This window comes from uncultured Aquimarina sp. (assembly GCF_947492405.1).
In the GTDB taxonomy this organism is placed as follows: domain Bacteria; phylum Bacteroidota; class Bacteroidia; order Flavobacteriales; family Flavobacteriaceae; genus Aquimarina.
In genome coordinates, this window is record NZ_CANLMP010000001.1 from 944279 (window position 1) to 965344 (window position 21066).

Annotated in this window: 17 protein-coding genes; 6 read left to right on the plus strand and 11 right to left on the minus strand. The window is 31.3% G+C overall.

Annotation, left to right across the window (positions count from 1 at the left end):
* The first annotated feature begins 1 nt into the window (after position 1).
* A complete protein-coding gene (locus Q0829_RS04170) occupies positions 2 to 736 on the plus strand; it encodes a head GIN domain-containing protein (RefSeq protein WP_298540276.1) in 735 nt (244 codons plus the stop codon).
* Positions 737 to 892: 156 nt separating this feature from the next.
* Positions 893 to 1627, plus strand: coding sequence for a CpsB/CapC family capsule biosynthesis tyrosine phosphatase (locus tag Q0829_RS04175; RefSeq protein ID WP_298540278.1), 735 nt, complete (start codon positions 893 to 895; stop codon positions 1625 to 1627).
* Here the strand turns inward: Q0829_RS04175 and Q0829_RS04180 are convergent.
* From Q0829_RS04180 to Q0829_RS04195, 4 genes are all read right to left on the minus strand, one after another.
* The gene (locus Q0829_RS04180) at positions 1624 to 3975 is read right to left on the minus strand and encodes a polysaccharide biosynthesis tyrosine autokinase (RefSeq protein ID WP_298540280.1); all 2352 of its coding nucleotides are present in this window, start codon (positions 3973 to 3975) and stop codon (positions 1624 to 1626) included. The genes Q0829_RS04175 and Q0829_RS04180 overlap by 4 nt on opposite strands.
* A gap of 6 nt (positions 3976 to 3981) precedes the next feature.
* A complete protein-coding gene (locus Q0829_RS04185) occupies positions 3982 to 4776 on the minus strand; it encodes a polysaccharide biosynthesis/export family protein (RefSeq protein ID WP_298540281.1) in 795 nt (264 codons plus the stop codon).
* Between the two features lie 84 nt (positions 4777 to 4860).
* A complete protein-coding gene (locus Q0829_RS04190) occupies positions 4861 to 6789 on the minus strand; it encodes a nucleoside-diphosphate sugar epimerase/dehydratase (protein WP_298540283.1) in 1929 nt (642 codons plus the stop codon).
* Positions 6786 to 7919, minus strand: a complete 1134-nt coding sequence (locus tag Q0829_RS04195; protein ID WP_298540285.1) for an aminotransferase class I/II-fold pyridoxal phosphate-dependent enzyme — start codon at positions 7917 to 7919, stop codon at positions 6786 to 6788. The genes Q0829_RS04190 and Q0829_RS04195 overlap by 4 nt, the downstream gene beginning before the upstream one ends.
* Positions 7920 to 8618: 699 nt before the next feature.
* On the opposite strand from Q0829_RS04195, the gene Q0829_RS04200 reads away from it, so the two are divergent.
* Positions 8619 to 10070, plus strand: a complete 1452-nt coding sequence (locus tag Q0829_RS04200) for an MBOAT family O-acyltransferase (RefSeq protein WP_298540288.1) — start codon at positions 8619 to 8621, stop codon at positions 10068 to 10070.
* Between the two features lie 32 nt (positions 10071 to 10102).
* A complete protein-coding gene (locus tag Q0829_RS04205; RefSeq protein ID WP_298540290.1) occupies positions 10103 to 11071 on the plus strand; it encodes a hypothetical protein in 969 nt (322 codons plus the stop codon).
* A gap of 12 nt (positions 11072 to 11083) precedes the next feature.
* On the opposite strand, the gene Q0829_RS04210 is transcribed toward Q0829_RS04205, so the two are convergent.
* From Q0829_RS04210 to Q0829_RS04230, 5 genes are read right to left on the minus strand one after another with little or no spacing between them, the layout of a single operon-like run.
* Positions 11084 to 12835, minus strand: a complete 1752-nt coding sequence (locus Q0829_RS04210) for a NeuD/PglB/VioB family sugar acetyltransferase (RefSeq protein ID WP_298540291.1) — start codon at positions 12833 to 12835, stop codon at positions 11084 to 11086.
* A gap of 44 nt (positions 12836 to 12879) precedes the next feature.
* Positions 12880 to 13122 carry an acyl carrier protein gene (locus tag Q0829_RS04215; RefSeq protein WP_298540293.1) on the minus strand — a complete coding sequence of 81 codons (243 nt, stop codon included), beginning with the start codon at positions 13120 to 13122 and terminating at the stop codon, positions 12880 to 12882.
* Between the two features lie 10 nt (positions 13123 to 13132).
* Positions 13133 to 14626, minus strand: a complete 1494-nt coding sequence (locus Q0829_RS04220; RefSeq protein ID WP_298540295.1) for an AMP-binding protein — start codon at positions 14624 to 14626, stop codon at positions 13133 to 13135.
* Between the two features lie 6 nt (positions 14627 to 14632).
* Entirely contained in the window at positions 14633 to 15727 is a 1095-nt protein-coding gene (locus Q0829_RS04225; RefSeq protein WP_298540297.1) for a hypothetical protein, read from the minus strand.
* Entirely contained in the window at positions 15720 to 16337 is a 618-nt protein-coding gene (locus Q0829_RS04230) for a formyltransferase family protein (protein ID WP_298540299.1), read from the minus strand. Before Q0829_RS04230 ends, Q0829_RS04225 begins: the two co-directional genes overlap by 8 nt.
* 265 nt (positions 16338 to 16602) lie before the next feature.
* Here Q0829_RS04230 and Q0829_RS04235 point away from each other — a divergent pair, with 265 nt between their 5' ends.
* Positions 16603 to 18300, plus strand: coding sequence for a carbamoyltransferase C-terminal domain-containing protein (locus tag Q0829_RS04235; RefSeq protein WP_298540301.1), 1698 nt, complete (start codon positions 16603 to 16605; stop codon positions 18298 to 18300).
* 62 nt (positions 18301 to 18362) lie between these two features.
* Complete coding sequence (locus tag Q0829_RS04240; RefSeq protein ID WP_298540303.1) at positions 18363 to 19088, plus strand: class I SAM-dependent methyltransferase; 726 nt, start codon at positions 18363 to 18365, stop codon at positions 19086 to 19088.
* A gap of 44 nt (positions 19089 to 19132) precedes the next feature.
* On the opposite strand, the gene Q0829_RS04245 is transcribed toward Q0829_RS04240, so the two are convergent.
* Entirely contained in the window at positions 19133 to 19747 is a 615-nt protein-coding gene (locus Q0829_RS04245) for a sugar transferase (RefSeq protein ID WP_298540305.1), read from the minus strand.
* Between the two features lie 8 nt (positions 19748 to 19755).
* The gene (locus Q0829_RS04250) at positions 19756 to 21060 is read right to left on the minus strand and encodes a CoF synthetase (RefSeq protein WP_298540308.1); all 1305 of its coding nucleotides are present in this window, start codon (positions 21058 to 21060) and stop codon (positions 19756 to 19758) included.
* Between the last annotated feature and the right edge of the window lie 6 nt (positions 21061 to 21066).

Here is a 21066-nt window from a genome sequence, read left to right on the forward strand (position 1 = left end):
TATGAGAACAGTAGCAATCATTTTAAGCCTAGCATTATGCAGCATAACATCGGTAAATGCACAATGGTGGGGAAAAGGTAAAAAAGTAGAAGGAAATGGTAATGTAGTTACCAAAACCAGAAATCTATCGAGTTATGATCAAGTAAAACTAAAAGGTAGTCTAGACGTAGCTTTAGAATACGGAACAGAAGGAAATATTAAAATTGAAGCTGAAAGTAATCTAATCCAACATGTAGTTACCGAAGTTGAAGGTGACGTATTAAAAATATACGTAGAAAAAAACTATTACTTAAAACCTAGTAAAAATAAAATAATACTAATCACTGTACCTTTTAAAGATATTTCTAAAGTAAGTTTATCTGGATCTGGCGATATCTATTCTAACGATGTTATCAAGGCGAACTCTTTCGAGACAAGAGTTTCTGGTTCTGGGGATGTACGATTAGAAGTGGAAGCGAATCAACTAGAAGGGTCTGTTTCTGGTAGTGGTGATCTAACACTAAAAGGATCAGCAGAAAATCTAGAATTTAATGTGACTGGTTCTGGAGATGTAAGAGCCTATGATTTAAAAGCAAAAAATGTAGATGCCTCGGTAACTGGTTCAGGAGATATTAAATTGACATCTACGCATTCTCTAAAAGCTCGTGTTACTGGCTCTGGAGACATTGATTATCAAGGGAATCCAGAAAAAGAAGATAAAAAAGTTTCGGGATCCGGAGATATTACAAAACATTAATAAGAAGCATATTTCAATAATCCGAAAACTGCTTAAGAGGTTTAACTTCTTAGGCAGTTTTTTTTACGTATAATAATCTTTACTTTTGTAAATAACTGTACTCATTATAAATTAAAGGTTTACAGCTATAATTTACCCCAAAACAAGACGGACATTTTGCATTTTTTATCTAAAAAAGAAATTCCACTTAAAGAATTCATACCAAAAGGTTATGTTGATATACATTCACATTTATTACCCGGAATAGATGATGGAGTAAAAACGGTATATCAATCTGCATTTATTATTGAGCAATTCGAAAAACTAGGTGTAAAGAAGATAATCACCACACCTCATGTCATGCAAGATGTATGGCCTAACACCACGGAGATTATTACATCTAAACATATTGAAATGCAAAAAGTATTATCCTCACTTGATATAGAGGTAACGATAGAAGCTAGTGCGGAATATATGTTAGATGATCTTTTTTATAAAAGAATAAAAGACAAAGATATCATTCCACTATATCAAAAATATATTTTGGTAGAAATGTCAACATTTAATCCTCCAATTAATTTAAATGAAATACTTTTTGAAATTAAGTTGGCCGGTTTTAGTCCTATCCTAGCCCATCCAGAGCGTTATTCTTTTTATAAAGATGATATTAATAAATTCATCGAATTAAAGGAATCGGGGTTTTTATTTCAACTTAATTTACTTTCTGTTTCCGGTTATTATGGAGAAAAAGTAAAAAATATAGGACAAAAATTACTAACCGAAAACCTTTATGAGTTTGCCGGTTCTGATGTCCATAATCATCAGCAGTTTGAAGTCCTAGAAAAGGGATATACTACTAAATATGCATCTAAAATATCAGAATTAATGAAAAAGAACCGTTCTTTTAGTTAGTCTTTTGCTCCATACCCATATCCATAACCATAACCCACCTTATCACCAGCAGCATTAAGAAGGACAGCCATATTTGGCAATCGTTTTTCTCTATAAAAGTTTTCAGGAACCTGTAAAATTCTTTTATCCGAATAGTTCTCTCTTACTATATATATACTTAAGTCTGCAAAATGACCAATTAATAAGGTATCCGTTACTAGACTAACAGGTGCTGTATCCACCACTATATAATCATAATTTTTTTCCAAATATCCAAACATCTCTTTTACCCTGTCATTCATTAAAAGTTCCGCAGGATTAGGAGGAATAGCTCCAGAAGGAATTACAGAAATAGGATCTTGTTGGCCTTGCTCATATATTATATCTTCAGGTTTAATATCCAAATTCATAATATAATTGGTAAATCCTGGAGTATCTTTTCCTTTTGGTAGTTCAAAGAAATTATGAAATTTTGGGTCACGAAAATCCGTCCCTAAATATGCTATCTTTTTACCAGAAATAGCTAATGTTTTGGCTAAATTAGATGAAACTAACGTCTTACCCTCTCCAGAGATCGTTGAGGTTACAAATATCACTTTACCAGTTTCTTTGTTTGTTCCAGCCATTAAGAAACCTAAATTAGTTCTAAGGATTCTAAAAGCTTCAGCTACGGATGATCTGCTGTTTCTGGAAACTACAATTTTACTCTTCTTAGTTTTCGTTTTTGGAATAGCTCCTAAGATTGGCATAGAAAGTGCGTTCTCCAGATCTTCTCTTGAACTTATTTTAGTATTAAATAAATCCAATAAATAAATCGTTAAAAAAGGAAGTGCTAATCCTAAAAATATTGCACCTAAAAAGATCATTTTCTTGTTAGGAGAAACTGGATATGATCCTAAAGTAGAAGCTTTATCAATAACACGTGCATTAGAAAGTGTAATATGACTAGTAATCTCTGCTTCTTCACGTTTTTGTAATAAATAAAGATACAATTGCTCTTTAATACCTTGTTCTCGACCGATTGCAGTTAATTCTTTTTGCCTTAACGGTGCATTATACAACTGTCCACTAAAATACTTATCCTGAGTCCTTAAACTATTCAAGCTTATACTTATAGAACTTTTAGCTCCATTTAAACTAGCAATCAGTCCTTGACGTAATGAACCTATTTGTTCATCGATATTAACTACCACCGGGTTTTGCTCACTTGATGACTTTAATAATCTTTTCCTTTGACTTATCAATCCATTATACCTAGCAACTGTAGATGTTACAGATGGATCATCAAATCCAAGGGTAGAAGGTAAAATATCATATTTACCATCCTGACTTAAAACAAAACGTCTAGTAGATTCTATTTTTCTTAATTGAGTTTCTAATCTATTAATTTCTTGAATATTCCTAGAATCAATATCAGCAACTCGTTGGGTTTGTGCAGAAACATCATTGGTCAACCCAAATTTAGATTTATAACCTGCCGCTTCATCATCAACCTCAGATAAATCCCCGGAAATAAGATCTAATCTTTCATTAATAAATTCAGCGGTCCTAGCAGAAGTTTGCTTCTTGTTTTTAATGGTATATTTATTATACTCTTCTACTAAGTTATTAATAATGTCTTTGGCTTTCTCCTTAACAGGATCATTTAAAGACATGTTTACAATAGAAGATCCATTTCCGCTCTTAGCAACAAAGATCTTATTCCTATAGTTTTGGGCAACAACGTTAACAGGAGTTATTTTTATACGAATTATCTTTCCTTTATTAGAGGCTATATCTTCAATATTTGGAGTAATAACAACATCGCCTACAGTAGTATTTATAGTCTTACCAAAGGAATGGTCACTAATATTTTTTCCTTCTTTATCCACAAACGAAAAAGAAGTTTCAGAATTAACAAGCACTCTGAAGTTCTTTGATTTAGTATGAACAATAGAATCTGCAGATAAAAAATTAATCTCTATCAAAGATTTAGGATAATTCTCTGATTCGAGCACTCTTCCTTTTGTAAAGTATTGAACGTTCAATTTCAGATTATTAACAACTTTCGTTAATAATGTTCTTGATTTTATAATTTGAAGCTCATTTTCTATTTTATTTTGAGATTCATCAAGTAATCCTAGATCCTTAAAAGCAGATAGTTCAGATTCACTAACACTTTTTTCTTGTGATATTAGGATGGTACCAGAAACATTATACTGCGGAATTGTATATCGTACATGGAGAAACGCCAAGGTTCCAAAAATTAATACACTTAGCAAAAACCAGTACCATTTCTTTATGTATTTGAGAATTTCGTCCCTAAAATTGAAACTGGACTTCGGTGCATTCACGAGGGTAGTATTATCAGAATTAGTATTAGAAATCATACTCCTCTAATTTATAATAAGCGCTAATACAGATAAACTAACCCCTACTACACTTAGAACAACTCCTAAGGTATTGTCATTGCCCTTAGAACTTTTGACCATAGCCTCATTAGGTTCTACGTATAAGACATCATTTTGTGCTAAATAGTAGACAGGTGAATCAAAAATCGATTTAGAGGTAAGATCAACCCTATGATATGTATTCACTCCTTCATTTTCTCTTATCACCATCACATTTACTCTTTTCCCCATAATAGTAAGATCTCCAGCTAAACCAATAGCTTCTATAATTGTAATCCTTTCGTTAGGAATAGTAAAAGACCCAGGTCTGTCTACTTCTCCGATAACCGTAATCTTAAAATTTTTAAGTCTAACATTTACAATAGGATCTTTTATATAGATTTTTAGCTTTTCCTTTAGCATATCTTTTATCTGCACTCGAGTCAATCCAGCTATTTTTAATTTTCCGATAACCGGAAAATCAATAGTTCCCTCTTCATCAATAAGGTATGTTGGTTCTGTCCCTCCATTTCCATTAGATCCGGTTCCAGTATTATCTCCAGACGAAGATTCCAAACTAGCTCCTTGCATTAAATTAAAGGGTCTCGCTGCATCCATATCCGTGGCAGAAACTAAAATACTAACAACATCATCTACCTTAAAAACTGGAGTAAATGAGTTTGTAGATTTTATTTTTTCTAAATCCTTAGAATTCTGGAAATAGACCACGTCTGTCGGAGTCTTACAAGAAAAAATGAATGTTGATATTACTAATAAAAGTAAAAACTTATATGAATTCATATTTTTTAAGTTCTTTAGGGCATTTAATAAACAAACAAAAATATGATAATATTCTCGTTTATTACAACAATTTTAAAAAGAAGACTAGACTAGTACCTTTTGTTCTTTATTATTAGTTTCCTCGTTTTTAATATCAATGCTTTCGAAAGTAGAATTCTTAGAAATAAACTCTGGTACAATTTCCTTTAACTTCCCAACAATTTTGTGATCCTGATTGAATAAATTCATAATACAAAGATCATCAATTTTATCCATTACTAATGGACAATCAGCATCATCAAACTTACTAATCATAATTTTCTTATGGTACGTTGGTAAGGTATTTTCGGTATCTGCTAATAGTTCTTCATACAGCTTTTCTCCAGGTCTTAAACCAGTAATTTCTATATCGATATCATTAGGATAATTAAGTCCCGATAATCTGATCATTTTTTTAGCTAAATCGAATATTTTTACTGATTCACCCATATCAAAAATAAAGATCTCTCCTCCATTACCCATCGTTCCAGCTTCAATCACTAACTGAGAAGCTTCTGGTATGGTCATAAAAAAGCGAGTAACATCTTTATGAGTTACAGTAAGTGGTCCTCCTTTATCTATTTGCTTTTTAAACAAGGGAATTACAGAGCCATTAGATCCCAAAACATTACCGAATCTAGTAGTGATAAATTTAGTCTTACTTGTTCTATGCAAGCATTTTATATACATCTCTGCAACCCTTTTGGTCGCACCCATTACATTTGTAGGGTTTACTGCCTTATCCGTTGAGACAAAAACAAATTTATCTACGCCGAATTCCGACGATAAATCTGCTAATTTCCTAGTACCTAAAACATTTATCTTAATTGCCTCACAAGGATTGTTTTCCATTAAAGGCACATGTTTATATGCTGCCGCATGGAATACCATATTAGGTCTAAATCTTTCAAAAATTGTTTCAATACGTTGATGATCTCGAATGTCTGCAACAATTGGTGTAAAATTATTAACTCCTTTACTTAATAACTCCTGCTGTAAATCATACAAAGGTGACTCTGCCTGATCTACTAATACCAGGTGTTTATAGCTATAAAAAGATGCTTGTCTAACAATTTCACTTCCTATAGAACCTGCTGCACCTGTGATCAAAATTACCTTATCATGAAGCTCTTTTTTGATATTTTGATTTTCTAGTGCAATCGGAGCTCTATCCAATAAATCTTCTATCTGAATTTGTTTGATTTGGGATACATTTAATTTCCCATCGATCCAATCATTAATTGCAGGTATAATCTTTACCTTCACAGACAACTTAAGCAAATTATCTGAGATTTCTGATAGACGTTGTTTATCAATATGAGGAATTGATACGATAATTTCGGTAATATTATGCTTTGTGATATACCCTTGTGTAATCGTTTTAGAACGATAAACGTTAATACCATTAATCGTTTTTCCTATTTTCTGAGGATTATCATCAATAAAACCAACTACGGTAACCGATTTATGAGAATCGTTCGTGATTGCAGCTAATGTTATTAACCCTGAATCTCCTGCTCCATAAATCATCACCCTTGAAGAATCTCCAAGTTTTGACTTTATATAGTGGTAAAAATATTTAAACACTAATCGACTAAGAGTCAAATTAATAATATTCAATAAATAATGAACACAAATAATAGATACAGGAATATTAAGAAGCTCAGGAATCAAAGACAATCTACTTGATACCATTAACGCACCGCTTAGTGAAATCAGCACTGTAACTGCTAAAAACAAATTGTATGCATCTCTCATTCCAGTGTGCCTGATAACTCCTTTATGAGAACCTATCATCAAGAAACTAGCGGCAGCTATTACCGCCATTACTGGTATTTGATAAACAAAATTAGTCTTATCAAAATCTAGGGTTATACCAAACCTAACTACATATGCTAAAAAGAAATTAAAAATAGTGATCGCAATATCAATAGATAATACAACCCATTTTGACGCGTGCTTATGTGAATTATTAATTATGTAGTCCTTAATCATCTCAATATATTTTTAATTACCGATACAATTCTAAATAAATCTTCTTTTTCAAGATTAGACCCGCTGGGTAAGCAAAGTCCTCGATCAAATAGGTCGTCAGAAATTCCATTGAGGTAAGCATCACAATCTGCAAAAACAGGTTGACGATGCATGGGTTTCCATAGTGGTCGTGATTCTATGTTTTCTTCTGCCAATGCTGCTCTTATACCTTCTCTTAATTCATAAGATGTGGTTTCTATACATGTCAGCCATCTGTTAGAATGAAAACCTGTAGGCTCTTCCAAAAATTTAATTTCAGTTGAGTTACTTAAGTTATTTTTATAAAAATTGAAGTTATTTCTTCTGTTGTTTACGTGCTTATCTAAAACCTCCATCTGACCTCTACCTATACCAGCAATAATATTACTCATACGATAGTTATGGCCAATTTCGGTATGCTCATAGTGCGGAGCATTATCTCTAGCTTGAGTTGCAAGAAAAATGGCTTTTTCTTTATGCTCTGGTTTTTTAGCTATTAATGCACCTCCACCTGAGGTGGTTATAATCTTGTTTCCATTAAAAGAAAGTATAGCGATATCACCAAAAGTTCCACACTTTACATTATGATAAGAACTACCGAGTGATTCTGCACTATCTTCTAAAACCGGAATTTTATATTCAGAAGCTATTTTATGGATAGCATCCACATTATATGGCATTCCATATAAATGTACTGCTATAATAGCCTTAGGCTTCTTACCCTTTGCTATTCTATCTTTAATAGCTAATTCTAATTGCTCAGGACAGATATTCCATGTTTGTGCCTCGCTATCAATGAATATAGGTTTTGCTCCTAAATAAACTATCGGATTGGCAGAAGCTGCAAATGTCATACTCTGACATAATACTTCATCTCCTCGAGAAACACCTAAAAGTTTAAGTCCTAAGTGTAACGCTGCGGTACCAGAACTTAAGGCTGCAACAAAATTGTTACTACCAAGATAATTCTCGATATCCTTTTCAAAACCATCAACATTTGGACCTAATGGTGCAACCCAATTAGTATCAAAAGCCTGTTTAACATAACTTTGCTCCGTCCCCCCCATATGTGGTGAAGAAAGCCATATTCTCTTGGATTCTACTGCATTCATAATTTTCCCCATTAATTAATGAACAATAATTTATCCTCAACTATTATAACAAAACTGCTATAATTGCCGACTCTTTTAATGATAATCTAATAAAACGTAAGGAAGAAGGGGGTAGTACTTCCAAAAATTGTATTTTTCTCTTACTTGCTTTAACCACCGCTAAAATAGTTTAGTTACTTTTAATATCATCTAAAAAATTAATTTTTTAGATAGAATACTTAAAAAAGGCGTTTAACAGCATAACTACTTCGTTATAGATCCTTAAACGAGGGGTTTACCGTAAGAAAAGTACTATGTAAATAGAACACTAATACAAGTAAAAACCTACAAAAAAGGTCATTTTGTTTAATCAATTAGGTCGAAACCATCATTTTTAACATTTTTTAACTAAAATTTGCAAAAAAAATTAACGTAATTTCCTACTTAAGCTAATTTTTAAACAACAACGTAATGATACTGGTTAAATTTGATAAAATAAGTAGTGAATAAACTGTTTCTTTAAAGGGTTTTTTCCCCTAGCAACGTTAGTGAGAAAAATCTAATTTTACGTCAACAAAAGAGTTTTTAAAAAAAAGAAAATAATTCTTGATTTATTAAATTAAATAAACAAAATTTACACGCTTCAAAAAATATCAAAATTTTATAATACTAATCCTTATAATCCATAAACTCCCCAGAATTTTATATTAATGATTTTACATGTTATTTAATTCATTAGATTTTTTTATTTTTTTACCAGTAGTTTTTATTGTATACTGGTTATTGTTCTATAAAAATTTAAAGCTTCAAAATATTTTTGTTTTGGTTGCTAGTTATTTATTCTATGGAATGTGGGATTGGCGTTTCCTGTTTCTTATTTTAGCAAGTACTACAGTTGATTATTTTGTTGGTCAATATATATACAGTTGTGATTCCAATAAACAGAGAAAGAGATGGTTATGGGTCAGTGTGATTTTTAATATTGGACTATTAGGTTTTTTTAAATATTACAATTTCTTTATAGACTCCTGGGTTGATCTAATTGATATTTTTGGTTATAAACAACAAAGTTCCTGGACATTACAAATTATACTTCCTGTAGGAATATCTTTTTACACCTTCCAGACTATGTCTTATTCATTAGACATTTACTATAAGAGGCTTACTCCTACTAATGATTTCATATCATTTGCAACATTTGTTAGTTTTTTTCCGCAATTAGTTGCTGGCCCGATTGAAAGAGCTTCCAATTTACTTTCTCAAGTTACAACAAAAAGAACTTTCAATTATAAGCAATGTACAGAAGGACTAAAGCTAATCATATGGGGTTTATTTAAAAAAGTAGTGATAGCAGATTCTATTGCCCCTATAGTGGATGACATTTTTGCTAATTACGGAAGTTACCCAGCTTCCACCCTAATACTTGGCGTTACATTGTTTAGTTTTCAGGTATATGGAGATTTTAGCGGTTATTCTGATATCGCTATTGGTACTGCTAAATTATTTGGAATAGAGCTAATGTCTAATTTTAAGTTTCCAAATTTCTCCAGAAATGTTGCGGAATATTGGCAAAGATGGCATGTATCACTATCAACGTGGTTTAGGCATTATGTATATATTCCTCTTGGCGGAAGCCGGGTTAGTAAACTAAAATCAGTTAGAAATATCATCATTATCTTTTTAGTTAGTGGTTTTTGGCATGGTGCTAATTGGACTTTTATCGCTTGGGGAGCTATTCATGCACTTTTATATATTCCGGTTTTTCTTATGGGACGTAATCGAATTTATATGAATAATGTAGTTGCCGAAAATAGTTGGTTTCCTTCTTTTAAAGAAATATTACAAATACTACTCACCTTTTCATTAGTAACATTTTCCAGAGTATTTTTTAGATCAGAATCAATCACTGATGCTTTTGGTTTTTTAAAACAGATATATAATAATTTTAACTTTGAAATATACGAACATCCCTTAGGGTATAGAATGATTGACTACTTTGTATTATTAGGGTTCTTTCTTCTGTACGAATATCGAATTAGAAGAGATGAAAGATCTCCTTTCAAATTTAAATCAAAGCTAGTGCGATTTATAGCTTATACTTTAGTAATTTTAGGTATGCTCCTTTTCTTTGATGATAATATTGACAGATCATTTATCTATTTTCAATTTTAAACTATATGAGTATCTAAAACTGAACTAAAAAAATGAAAAAACTTATTCTAAAAAGCGCTTTATATGTATTTCTTGTGCTTATTTCATTAGAGTTATTTGTTCGCGTTTTTCATTTAGGAAAAGATACACCGACCAGAATTTTGGATGAATATAACGTAGAGAAATGGATGCCTAATCAGAACGGGTATTCCGTTACGGGAAACAGAAGACAGAATTTTTCTGAATACCATATAAACAACTCAGGGTATAACTCTTATCGCGAGTTTACACCGACCACAGACAATATTGAAGTTGCACTTGTAGGAGATTCTTTTATTGAAGGGTTTCATCAAAACTACTATAACTCCATTGGTAAAAAAATTGAAAAATCAATACCTGAAGTCGAAGTTTACGAATACGGATATGCTGGATATGATTTTGCAGATCAACTACACCTTGTTTACGCTTATAAAGAACAATTTGATGCGATTGACCATATAATTCTCGGAATAAAATTTTCTAATGATCTTACAAGAGGAAAATATGAAGTCGACACAGGTCGTTTACAACTGGAATCTCCTATGAATAAACTTCTTAAGAAAAGTAAGCTACTAGTTTACTGTAAGAGTATTGGTATATTGGATCCTCCACAACAATTACTATATAGAATCATAAATATTTTAAGACCGGTATCAAAGAAACCTGTTTTGAGTAAAGAAGAAATTAATAAAATCAAAAAACAAAAGGAAAATCAATATTTAGTTAATTTTAAAAGCCTTGCAGATATATATCGATATGACAAAGATCGGTTTACCTTACTATTAGATTCAAGAATTACCAGTGATACTTTTTTATCATATCTAAAAGAAAACGGTTTCAATTATATTGACTTTTCAACATATTTTGAAGAGAGTAGTCAATCCACAATTTTAATTTATGATAAACATTGGAATAATCACGGACGTGATTTAATAGCAAAGGCTATAAGTAACTACCTCAAAGAAATAGATCTTAAAAAATAGTAATTTTAAAAATTAATCATCTCTTCTATAAAGTGGAAAATAACTTACAGATGAATATACATCTATATCTTTCGAATCTATATCATTAATTTTTTGTTCTATAAGTTCTAGATACTTCTCCTCATCAACAACCTTTCTGCCTGTACAATATATTACATCTTCGTCATTAGGAAAGAATGATTTTTTATACTTATAGAGACCGTCCTGATCGACACGCCCTCCTCCTAATACATAATATTCATAATTATTCTCTCTTGCCCAATTCATCACCTCAATTTTCAGGAAATCATTAGGTCTTGTATAAAAATAATCTGATAATGTCCCTCCCAAATATGAATAAAGAGTAGAATTGTCTATTAAAATTAATTCTGTAGAAATAGGCTGATCATCCTTGTATATCATTGCGATGATAGAAGAATCAGGATTATTAAAAATAAAATTTTTAAAATAATCAATGTCGTGAAAATACAATGAATGTGCATTATTACGTCTCATTGTTTCTATATATATATTATAAAAACTTTGAACTATGTCTATTGACACGGGCTGCTGATAAATTTTTAGCTTCAGTTCTTCATCTACAGCTTTTCTATGATTGTTTCTAACTTTGGGCTTGAATTTTTTCCATTGCTCCTCCTTTTCTATAATTTTTCCTTTAACATTTTTAAGGCTTGGAATAAGTACACCATTATAATATTCATGATTCCCATTAAGACTAAAACGAATAAACTCACTAACGATATTATTCTTCTGATACCAGATGTCTACTTGTTTCCAAAAATACTTTATAAGACTCTCATCAACTTTATCCGAATCATATAGAGGACCACTGTATCCATAAGGTGAAATTACATCATTATATTCGCTAAGCTTTCCATCTATAGATATCTGTCTTTTGAAAAAAGGCATCATAATCATTGTAGTGTCTGATTTGCTCAATACAAAATAGCACAACTGATGAGCATTCATATTGGTAGTATCTAACAATTCTATTTTATAGAATGGATTAGAACCATAAACTGTTTCTACACTATCTTTGTATACTTCTAGGTCTTTTTCTGTTTTGATTTCATAAGCTGCAAAATTTATATTTGCTGGCATCGAATTAAGGTACGCTTCTCCTTTTTTTCTTTTTCTTATAGTTTTTGCGGGTATTCCATAGGATACTGTAAAATCTTCTATATTCTTAGTTACTAGAGCTCCTGCTCCTATTACATTATGACTTCCGATAGATATATTTTGTAAAATAACTACTCCTAACGAAACTGCTGTAAATTCTCCAATAAGAACGGTTCCTCCGGTAGTAACTCCTGGGGCCAGACTTGAAAAATCTTCCATAATACTATCGTGTCCCAAGTTGGCATTCGTATTGATAATACAGAAATCACCAATAGTAGCATGCGTGTTAACGGTTCCAGAGGCTAAAATAACAGTTCCTTTTCCAATTGTACTATAAGGACTCAAAATAGCACCTGGATGAATCACGGTTATAAATTCAAAATCCGGCACTAATTCCACAATTCTTTTATACATAATCGAACGCACCCAATTATCTCCAATAGCAATAACTCCTTTTTTAATTCCTTTTTCTGAGAGTTCCTTCAATATAGATTCATCTCCCAGAATCTCGTAGCCTAGAATCATATCTCCGGACTTCTTATATGTATCTATAAAGCCTTGTATTTCATACTCATTTACTAACTCAACAGCCTCCACCACTACTTTTGCGTGTCCCGAAGCTCCGATTATAAGAATTTTGTCCATGTACGTTTATTTACCCGAATTCTTGAAAAAATATTTTCTGAATCTTATTTTATTTCAGATTCTATAGTCTGTATCAAATCTCCAATATTATTCATATTCATGAGACTCATTAACTTAAATTTTATATCAAAAGATTTTTCTATTTCAGATATAATCATCATATGCGTGATAGATTCCCATCCATCCACGTCGTGTGCAGTAGTTTGATCTGTTAACGTAAAATTGTCATGCTCTAAGACTTTTACGAATGCTTCTCTAACTTTAATTTTTATATTTTCTATATCCATTCTATTTAGTTCAAAGTATGTTTTTAATTACTTTCCTGTTTATTTTTCCATTTGCATTTAGAGGAAACTCTTTAATAAATTTATATTGAGTAGGAATCATATAATCTGGTAATTTATTTTTCAAATGCTTTTCAAGATCTGATACATCAAACTTATCAGACTCTATAATTAAGGCTATCTCCGTATTTCCTAAATCATTAGTAATATCAATCCCTATTACATTAGTTTTTGATAATTTTTCTTTTGCATAAAACTCTATTTCTGAAAGCTCTACACGATATCCTCTTATTTTCACCTGAAAATCTTTCCTTCCGATAAATGTAATATCCTGTTCTTCATCCATTGTACATAGATCTCCGGTCTTATAAAACCGTTGTTCTTTTCCATTATAAACTGTAGTGAAGAATGATTCTTTATTTTTTTGCGAATTACCCCAATATCCAGAGGTTAGTTGCGATCCAGCAAGACATAGTTCACCTTCTTCACCAGGTTTCAGAATATTCTGAAACTCATCTATTACCATAGCTTCGACTTTATCTAGAGGTTTCCCTAACGCTACTACTCCATTTCTTGTTTTTGGTGTATCATTATTTTCTAAAGAATAGTACGTTGTGGTAACAGTATATTCTGTAGGGCCATAGGAATTATACAATATTGCATTAGGGATACATTTTTTCCATTCCAAAACAATATCTGCATCTAACGGTGCTGCACCAAAACAACAATATCTAACTTCTAATTCATTAATTTCAGAAAAATATGGCCTTAGATAATGTATTACAGAAGGTACCATAACTAAATACGTTAACTTTTCTTCTAAAATCAACTTATATATATAGAAGTACTTGATTTGATCTTTTGGTATTGTATAAATACTTGCGCCATTGAGTAATGGGTATAAAAATGTAACCAAAGAAAAATCAAAATTTAATTCAAACATCTGCAGACATTTATCTTCAGAAAATATCTTATGTCTTGGATCTGCATCTAAAGCTCTAAATAAACTATCTAGATTTTTAAAAGTAATCGGTACTCCTTTTGGTGTTCCTGTAGAACCTGAAGTAAATAATATATATGCTAAATTACTTTCAGAAAACTCGCTTGGTTCCAAATTAATTTCGGCGGATTGAATATCTGATGTTATTAAAACGCTGTAATCTTTATCATATCCGTCTACTTTTTCTGAGGATAGAACAAAATTGCTACCTACTTCATTAAGAATAAAACTATTTCTTTCTAACGGAGTTGTTGGTGTTATCGGAATGTAAGCTTTTCCTTCTAACCATAATGCAAAAATAGTAGCATACGTTTCTACATCGTCATTCGTCATTATTCCTATATGCTTATGAGATAATGGAATATGCTCTCTTATAAGCAGTCTTATATCAGATATGCTCTGTGATAAATCTTCATACGTATATGTTTCTTTTCTAATACATAAAGCCGGCCGATTTTTGTATTTAGAAAAACTTTCTACTATTTGATCAATAACTCCCATTTTCATTTTTAATTATGCAAAATGCCCATCTCGGTCATACAAACTTACATTTTCAAAATTGTTTTCGATATCATTATGCGCAAACGCATACAACATTCTTTTATCGCTATAAAAGTTGCTAAACTTTTCTGAAATCTTTTTACCCAAAACTGTATTCTCAGTATGAATAATATTCGTATTTGTTTTTATAAAATTATCCATTAAAGCACTAACACATTCATCCATATATCCTTCTTTAGCAACAAAATATTTAACATTAAATTCATTCCCCCTTACCAGAAAACTTAAAAATCCGATAATCTCTTTCTCTTTCTTAACACTTAGATTTATATGATGTAACTGCTCTGAAGCACTTGCTATCAAACAATGATATGGGAATCTGTTTATTACAGGTGTAATTGCATACTGATTGTTAGAAAGTTGCCAGTTTACGTATTCTTTTGTTTTGGGAATCAAATCATTTTTGCATTTATTTTCAAGAAACTCCCAAGTTTCTTGATCTAATGAGCTTAGATATTCATAAGATAATTCTGAAACAGTCTTGTTTATTTTTTTACGATTGATTTTTTGAATCCACCACCCAGAAATTCTTTCTAAATATTTAGCGATAGGTTTTGCATATTTTAAAACTGTTATTTTACTGATCAATAAATTAGCATCAGCGTTAAATAGAATGAAAAACCGCTCTCTTTCAGAAAATTTCGTAAAAGGTTGTTTATCATAAAACTCTTCAACTTCTTTTCCTATATATTTAATTAAAACCTGCTTGTCAACAGCATTAACAGCTTCGTTCATCATATAGGTTGCAAGAATAGAGTTCTTATAAGCATCTGCTACCCACCATCGTCTACACCAATATATTTTTTTTTCACCGGCGCTTGTTTTAATATAATCTGGAATAAAATAAATGAAAGCTATCATTACTTCATCCTCATACCCTATCAAACCACAGATATCATTTTCTTCTATGCGACTGTTCTGCAACAACCAATTTGCTTTACTTTTGGTAAAAGGAACATTTTTAGCATTCTTCCAGAAAGTGTTTTTATCTAAAGCCTCTCTGATTTCTTTTTTGGTAATCAATAAGGTTTTAAAATCACTATTCATTGTTGCCTACTGTATTTATATGTAAACTTTCAACTTTTTTCATCGTCTTAATAATCAATTTAGCTCCCTTTTTAGAAAACTTAGGGTATAAAGTATCGAATGTATCCTCATCTTTAACTTTGATTGCAACCTGACAAAGAATTTCTCCTTCATCCACTTTATCATCAATAATATGGGTTGTTATTCCTGTTATCTTAACACCATACGCTAACGCATCTTGAATTGCCGTCTTAGTACCTAAAAAACTGGGGAAAAGGGATGGATGAATATTAATAATTCTGCTAGGGAATGCAGATAACATATTCTTCCTAATTATATATTTATAATTGAGCATAAATATATAATCTATATTTCTATTCTGAAGTTCTTCTACGATTTTTTTTTGATAAATTTCTGAGTCCTTGAAATCCTTTCTTTTTAATTGTAAAGTCTCTACACCAATATTTACTGCCAGCTCTGCTGCTCCACAAGGCTCAGATTCATATAATACAAGAGATATACGGTGACCCGATCCCAGTTTTTCATTAGCATAAGCCTTTAATGTATCTACAGCATTTCTTCCCCAACCTGTAACAAGAATAGCCCAGTTAATTTTATTTATTGTCTGCATAAAATGAAATGTAGTTTTTCTTCAATATGTATATTATTAAATACGATTTAATTTAGTCTTTTCAACTAACCGCAAAAATATCAGTTATTTTAATCGTTATATCATATTTATAAGTTTTTTTTAAGAGGTTTTTGGTTTTTTTTAAGACAACTACTATTGGAACCATTTTTACATAAATCATTGGCAATGATAAAATTGTTACTTTTATACATCTAATTCCAAATATGTAACCAACTACATGTTTATTATATTCTAAAAGAAATTTATGGTCATACTTGGACTCAATTACTATTTTCATGATTCAACCGCATGTATAATTATTAATGGTGAACTTATCGCTGCAATCGAAGAAGAAAGGCTTAATAGAGATAAACATACGCGCGTATTTCCTCAAAAAGCCATAGATCGTTGCTTAAAAATTGCCAATATAGGATATGGCGATATCGATCATATTGCAGTCTCCATAAAACCTACTCATAATTTAAATAAAAAAATAATTCACGGAATACGATATATAAGTAAATTAAAAACATTTATAAATCACGAGTATACCCACGCAAAAAACAAGCAAAAAGGCTTTTGGAAATGGTACAAACAACATTGGTCTGATAAAAATAAAGGACCTAAAACACATTTTATTCCACATCACTTCTGTCATGCACCCGGTTCTTTTTTTGTTTCTCCTTATAAAGAAGCTGCTTTATTAAGTATAGATGGATCCGGCGAATGGGCTACTAGTTGGATTGGATACGGTAGTAATAATACGATAACTAAAATATCTGAGAGTTTTTTTCCACATTCTTTAGGATCTTTTTATGAATCTGTTACCCAATTCTGTGGATTCAGAACGATGTATGATGAAGGAAAAACTATGGGACTTGCTCCTATGGGTGATCCGAATGTTTTTAAAGATATTGTCGATACGATTATTACTATCGACGATAAAGGATCGATACATATTGATTTAAGTTATTTTAATTATCAAAATATGAGCTGGAAGCGTTGCGCTCCCAAGTTTTTTGAAACGTTTGGTCAACCTAGAAAAAATGGAGAAGATTTTAAAAAACATCATATGGATGTTGCTGCTGCTTTTCAAAGGGTCTTAGAAGATAAGGTTTTAGAAATTTGTGATTTTTTGTATCAAAAAACCAAAGCAGATTATTTAGTAATATCAGGAGGAGTTTCTCTGAATAGTGTAATGAATGGTAGAATCGTTAGAGAAAGTAATTTTAAAGATATATATGTTATGCCCGCGGCAGGTGATAATGGAACAGCAATAGGAGCTGCGTATTATTTATATAATGGAATTCTGAAAAAACCAAGAAATTTTATTCACCTAGACCCTTATTTAGGAACCGGTTATAGCAATAACGAAATTGAAAAAGCACTAAAAAGCTCTAAATTAACGTACACTTATTATGAAGACATTACTGATAAGGCGTCCTCTCTACTCCAGCAAGGGAAAATAATTGGTTGGTTTCAAGGTAGAATGGAAATTGGACCAAGAGCTTTAGGAAATAGAAGTATCCTTGCTAATCCTGCTTTTCCGGACATGAAAGATAAAATTAATGCCGAAGTTAAATTTAGAGAAGCTTACAGACCTTTTGCCCCGTCTACAATTTTAGAGGCAAAAGAAGATTTTTTTGATCTAACTGTAGAAGCTCCTTTTATGCTTAAAGTTTGTAACGTACTTAAAGAAAAGCAAGCTGTAATACCAGCAGTTACTCATGTAGATGGTAGCGCAAGACTGCAGACTGTTACCAAAAAATCTAATGCATTGTATTACGATTTAATTAAAAAACTAGGAGATAAAACCGGTGTTCCGGTAGTTCTAAATACAAGTTTTAATATTCAAGGAGAACCGGTTGTAGAATCTCCGATTGATGCTATTAGATGTTTTTTTTCTAATGGATTGGATGCCTTGGTCGTTGGTAATTACGTTTTACTAAAAAACAACTCTTAAAAAAGTAATTTCCAATTTTATGATCAACATTGATGTTTTATAGTAAGCCGTAACCGTGTAAGATGAAAAATGAATTTAAACAAAATTATAAAAACGAAATAATTGAAGGTTATAAGGATAGGAAACAAATTAACCACATCGAAAATGAATTAATTAACACCTACCTTGTCAATAAAAACTTAAAAGTTCTTGAAGCTGGTACAGGTGCCGGTGTGATTTCGTTCTATATTGAGTCTAAGGGATTTGATTCCATTACAGCGTTTGATATAATTCCTGATTTAATTGATAGAGCAAAAGAAAAAGCATTAAAAACCAAATCAAAAGTTAATTTTATAATTGCCGATGCTTCAGCGCTGAATGAACTCCAAGACAATCATTTTGGTTATGTTTTATACCCACAACAGATATTAAGCATGGTTAGCAAGAAATTCTTATCAGAAGCTCTTTCTGAAGCTTTTAGAGTTGGAACGAAAGATAGTCTTTATGTATTCAGTTTTATGGATTGGCAATCCAGATGGTACAATCCAATACTTAGTTTTATGCTAAACGTTTTACGATTAATAAGAGGAGAAAAATGGAGTTCATATTACATTCCTGAATTAACAATGAATGGAAAAATAAATACCAAATTCTTTCATGCTGATCAACATTCAATTTTTTGGGGAAAAGAAACTAACATTTTGTCTTTACTAGAAAAACATGGATTTAAAAGCCAACGAATTGTAAAACAGAAAAAAAAGTTTAGTCTGCACGGTGATGGTATTTTCTTTGTTTGCAAAAAAATATGATCCAAACACCCGTATAAAATTTCAGAAAACTGAACTCTAAATGATTAACCTTTCTGACGTTCTTCCATCAGATTAGGCATTATCGATTGTGGATCTACCACAACGTCTTTTGATGTAAGTACATTTTGAATTGTCTTGATCACTATTTTAGCATCCATTAAAAAGGATATATTTTTCACATATTCTACGTCTTTAGCTAATCTATCATCCCATTGTAATAGATTTCTACCAGACACTTGTGCCAATCCTGTAATCCCTGGTCTAATAGTATGTCTTAGTTTTTCTTCTTCTCGATAATATGGTAAATATTTTGTTAATAGTGGACGAGGTCCGATAAAACTCATATCTCCTAAAACAACGTTGATAAGTTGTGGTATTTCATCCAAAGAAGTCTTACGCACAAAACTTCCCACGGGAGTTAACCGTTCTGTATCAGATAAAAGATTCCCTTTATCGTCTTTCTTATCATTCATTGTTTTAAACTTAATAATTGAGAATATTCTTTCGTTTTTCCCTGGTCTTTTTTGAACAAAAAATGGTTTGCCAGCATTAGCAAACGCCAAAAAAACTGTTAAGAATATAAAAATTGGAGAAACAAATAATAAGAGAACCAAAGAACCTACAAAATCCAAAAATCTCTTGAAAAACAATGTATACATAAAACCTGTTAAATTACCTCATTAATAATAGCTCTTTCTTTTCCAGAAGGCAACAGCGCAATATCTGTAACCAGATCTATTGAAATTATAGCGTCCTGCCCCAAATATTCTTTAAACTCCTTTTTGAAAACATCTTCCTGGTCAAAAATATTATTTTTAGTCTTCAATCTAAAAAGATATTCATTCTTTGTTTTTTGTACGATCTGGCGTTGGACAATTTCATCATATTTATTAATCAATAGTAATATGCTGGTGGATAAGATATCACCTTCAGTATTACGAATCATATCCATCTTCCTCCCCTCTATTTTGGTTAATACCAATCTAGAAATATTATTTTGGGAGATATAATCTACACAACCCAAATCACCAGTGTCATATCTAATTATAGGAGTGAGATAATTGAATAAATCTGTAACCACAATTCTTCCCAAAGTTCCAGGTGTTACCGCCTCATTACTCGATATCTCCAAAATTTCAACATAATAACTACCCCAATTAATATCAAAGTATTCCTCTCCTATCGGTTGCTGTGCGATCATACCATTCTCCGAATTAGAATATCTAGAAACCATATCCACCCCAAAATATTTTTTCATGCCCATTTTGGTAACACCATCTAATCTTTCAGAAATACCAATAACCGATTTTAGGTTACATTTAATAGGTTCAGAGTGTACTGTTTCTAAGTAATTACATATCTTATTAAATGATGAGGCATATCCTATCATTCCTTTTGAGGATCTATCATTTTTCAAAGTATTTACCAGATTCTGAATAGATTCGGGAGACAAATCAAAAACATTAATAGGGACAATATTCTGTAAAAAAGATAATATCTTACTTTTCTTTTTAAACATATCCCAAAAACGCAAATAGTACAATTTATATCCAACATGAAAACCAGAAATTTCTGAATAATAAATAATATCGGCTATGTTTCTAGCTTTTTTATTAAGGTCTTGATATACAGAAAAAGAAGCTCCAGTAGATCCGCTTGTCGTTACTTTTACTCTTTTTTTATTTTTAAATGTATAAGATTCAAAATCAGAATACGAATTTCTTATAGTTTCCTTAGTAATAACTGGAAAGTTTTTAAGCTTAGCTATTCTAATATTTTTATAAAATTCTGTGTTTTCAATAGCGTGAGTTAATATACTATTCAGATACTGATGCGTTTTTTTGTGAGTTAAATCATCATTTGGGTGTTCTGCTATATGTTTTATATCCTTAAAATGACTTAAAACTTTACCTCCTTTTGCAAAATCAATACTCCAAAACAATATATTTCTCAATTTCTCAAAAACTTTCATTCGCGC

What these genes read in the sequence shown, in the direction of transcription:
- Q0829_RS04170 (WP_298540276.1), top strand. Translation starts at nt 2, where the DNA reads ATGAGAACAGTAGCAATCATTTTAAGCCTAGCATTATGCAGCATAACA.
- Q0829_RS04180 (WP_298540280.1), bottom strand. Translation starts at nt 3,975, where the DNA reads ATGATTTCTAATACTAATTCTGATAATACTACCCTCGTGAATGCACCG.
- Q0829_RS04185 (WP_298540281.1), bottom strand. Translation starts at nt 4,776, where the DNA reads ATGAATTCATATAAGTTTTTACTTTTATTAGTAATATCAACATTCATT.
- Q0829_RS04190 (WP_298540283.1), bottom strand. Translation starts at nt 6,789, where the DNA reads ATGATTAAGGACTACATAATTAATAATTCACATAAGCACGCGTCAAAA.
- Q0829_RS04195 (WP_298540285.1), bottom strand. Translation starts at nt 7,919, where the DNA reads ATGAATGCAGTAGAATCCAAGAGAATATGGCTTTCTTCACCACATATG.
- Q0829_RS04200 (WP_298540288.1), top strand. Translation starts at nt 8,619, where the DNA reads ATGTTATTTAATTCATTAGATTTTTTTATTTTTTTACCAGTAGTTTTT.
- Q0829_RS04205 (WP_298540290.1), top strand. Translation starts at nt 10,103, where the DNA reads ATGAAAAAACTTATTCTAAAAAGCGCTTTATATGTATTTCTTGTGCTT.
- Q0829_RS04210 (WP_298540291.1), bottom strand. Translation starts at nt 12,835, where the DNA reads ATGGACAAAATTCTTATAATCGGAGCTTCGGGACACGCAAAAGTAGTG.
- Q0829_RS04215 (WP_298540293.1), bottom strand. Translation starts at nt 13,122, where the DNA reads ATGGATATAGAAAATATAAAAATTAAAGTTAGAGAAGCATTCGTAAAA.
- Q0829_RS04220 (WP_298540295.1), bottom strand. Translation starts at nt 14,626, where the DNA reads ATGAAAATGGGAGTTATTGATCAAATAGTAGAAAGTTTTTCTAAATAC.
- Q0829_RS04225 (WP_298540297.1), bottom strand. Translation starts at nt 15,727, where the DNA reads ATGAATAGTGATTTTAAAACCTTATTGATTACCAAAAAAGAAATCAGA.
- Q0829_RS04230 (WP_298540299.1), bottom strand. Translation starts at nt 16,337, where the DNA reads ATGCAGACAATAAATAAAATTAACTGGGCTATTCTTGTTACAGGTTGG.
- Q0829_RS04235 (WP_298540301.1), top strand. Translation starts at nt 16,603, where the DNA reads ATGGTCATACTTGGACTCAATTACTATTTTCATGATTCAACCGCATGT.
- Q0829_RS04240 (WP_298540303.1), top strand. Translation starts at nt 18,363, where the DNA reads ATGAAAAATGAATTTAAACAAAATTATAAAAACGAAATAATTGAAGGT.
- Q0829_RS04245 (WP_298540305.1), bottom strand. Translation starts at nt 19,747, where the DNA reads ATGTATACATTGTTTTTCAAGAGATTTTTGGATTTTGTAGGTTCTTTG.
- Q0829_RS04250 (WP_298540308.1), bottom strand. Translation starts at nt 21,060, where the DNA reads ATGAAAGTTTTTGAGAAATTGAGAAATATATTGTTTTGGAGTATTGAT.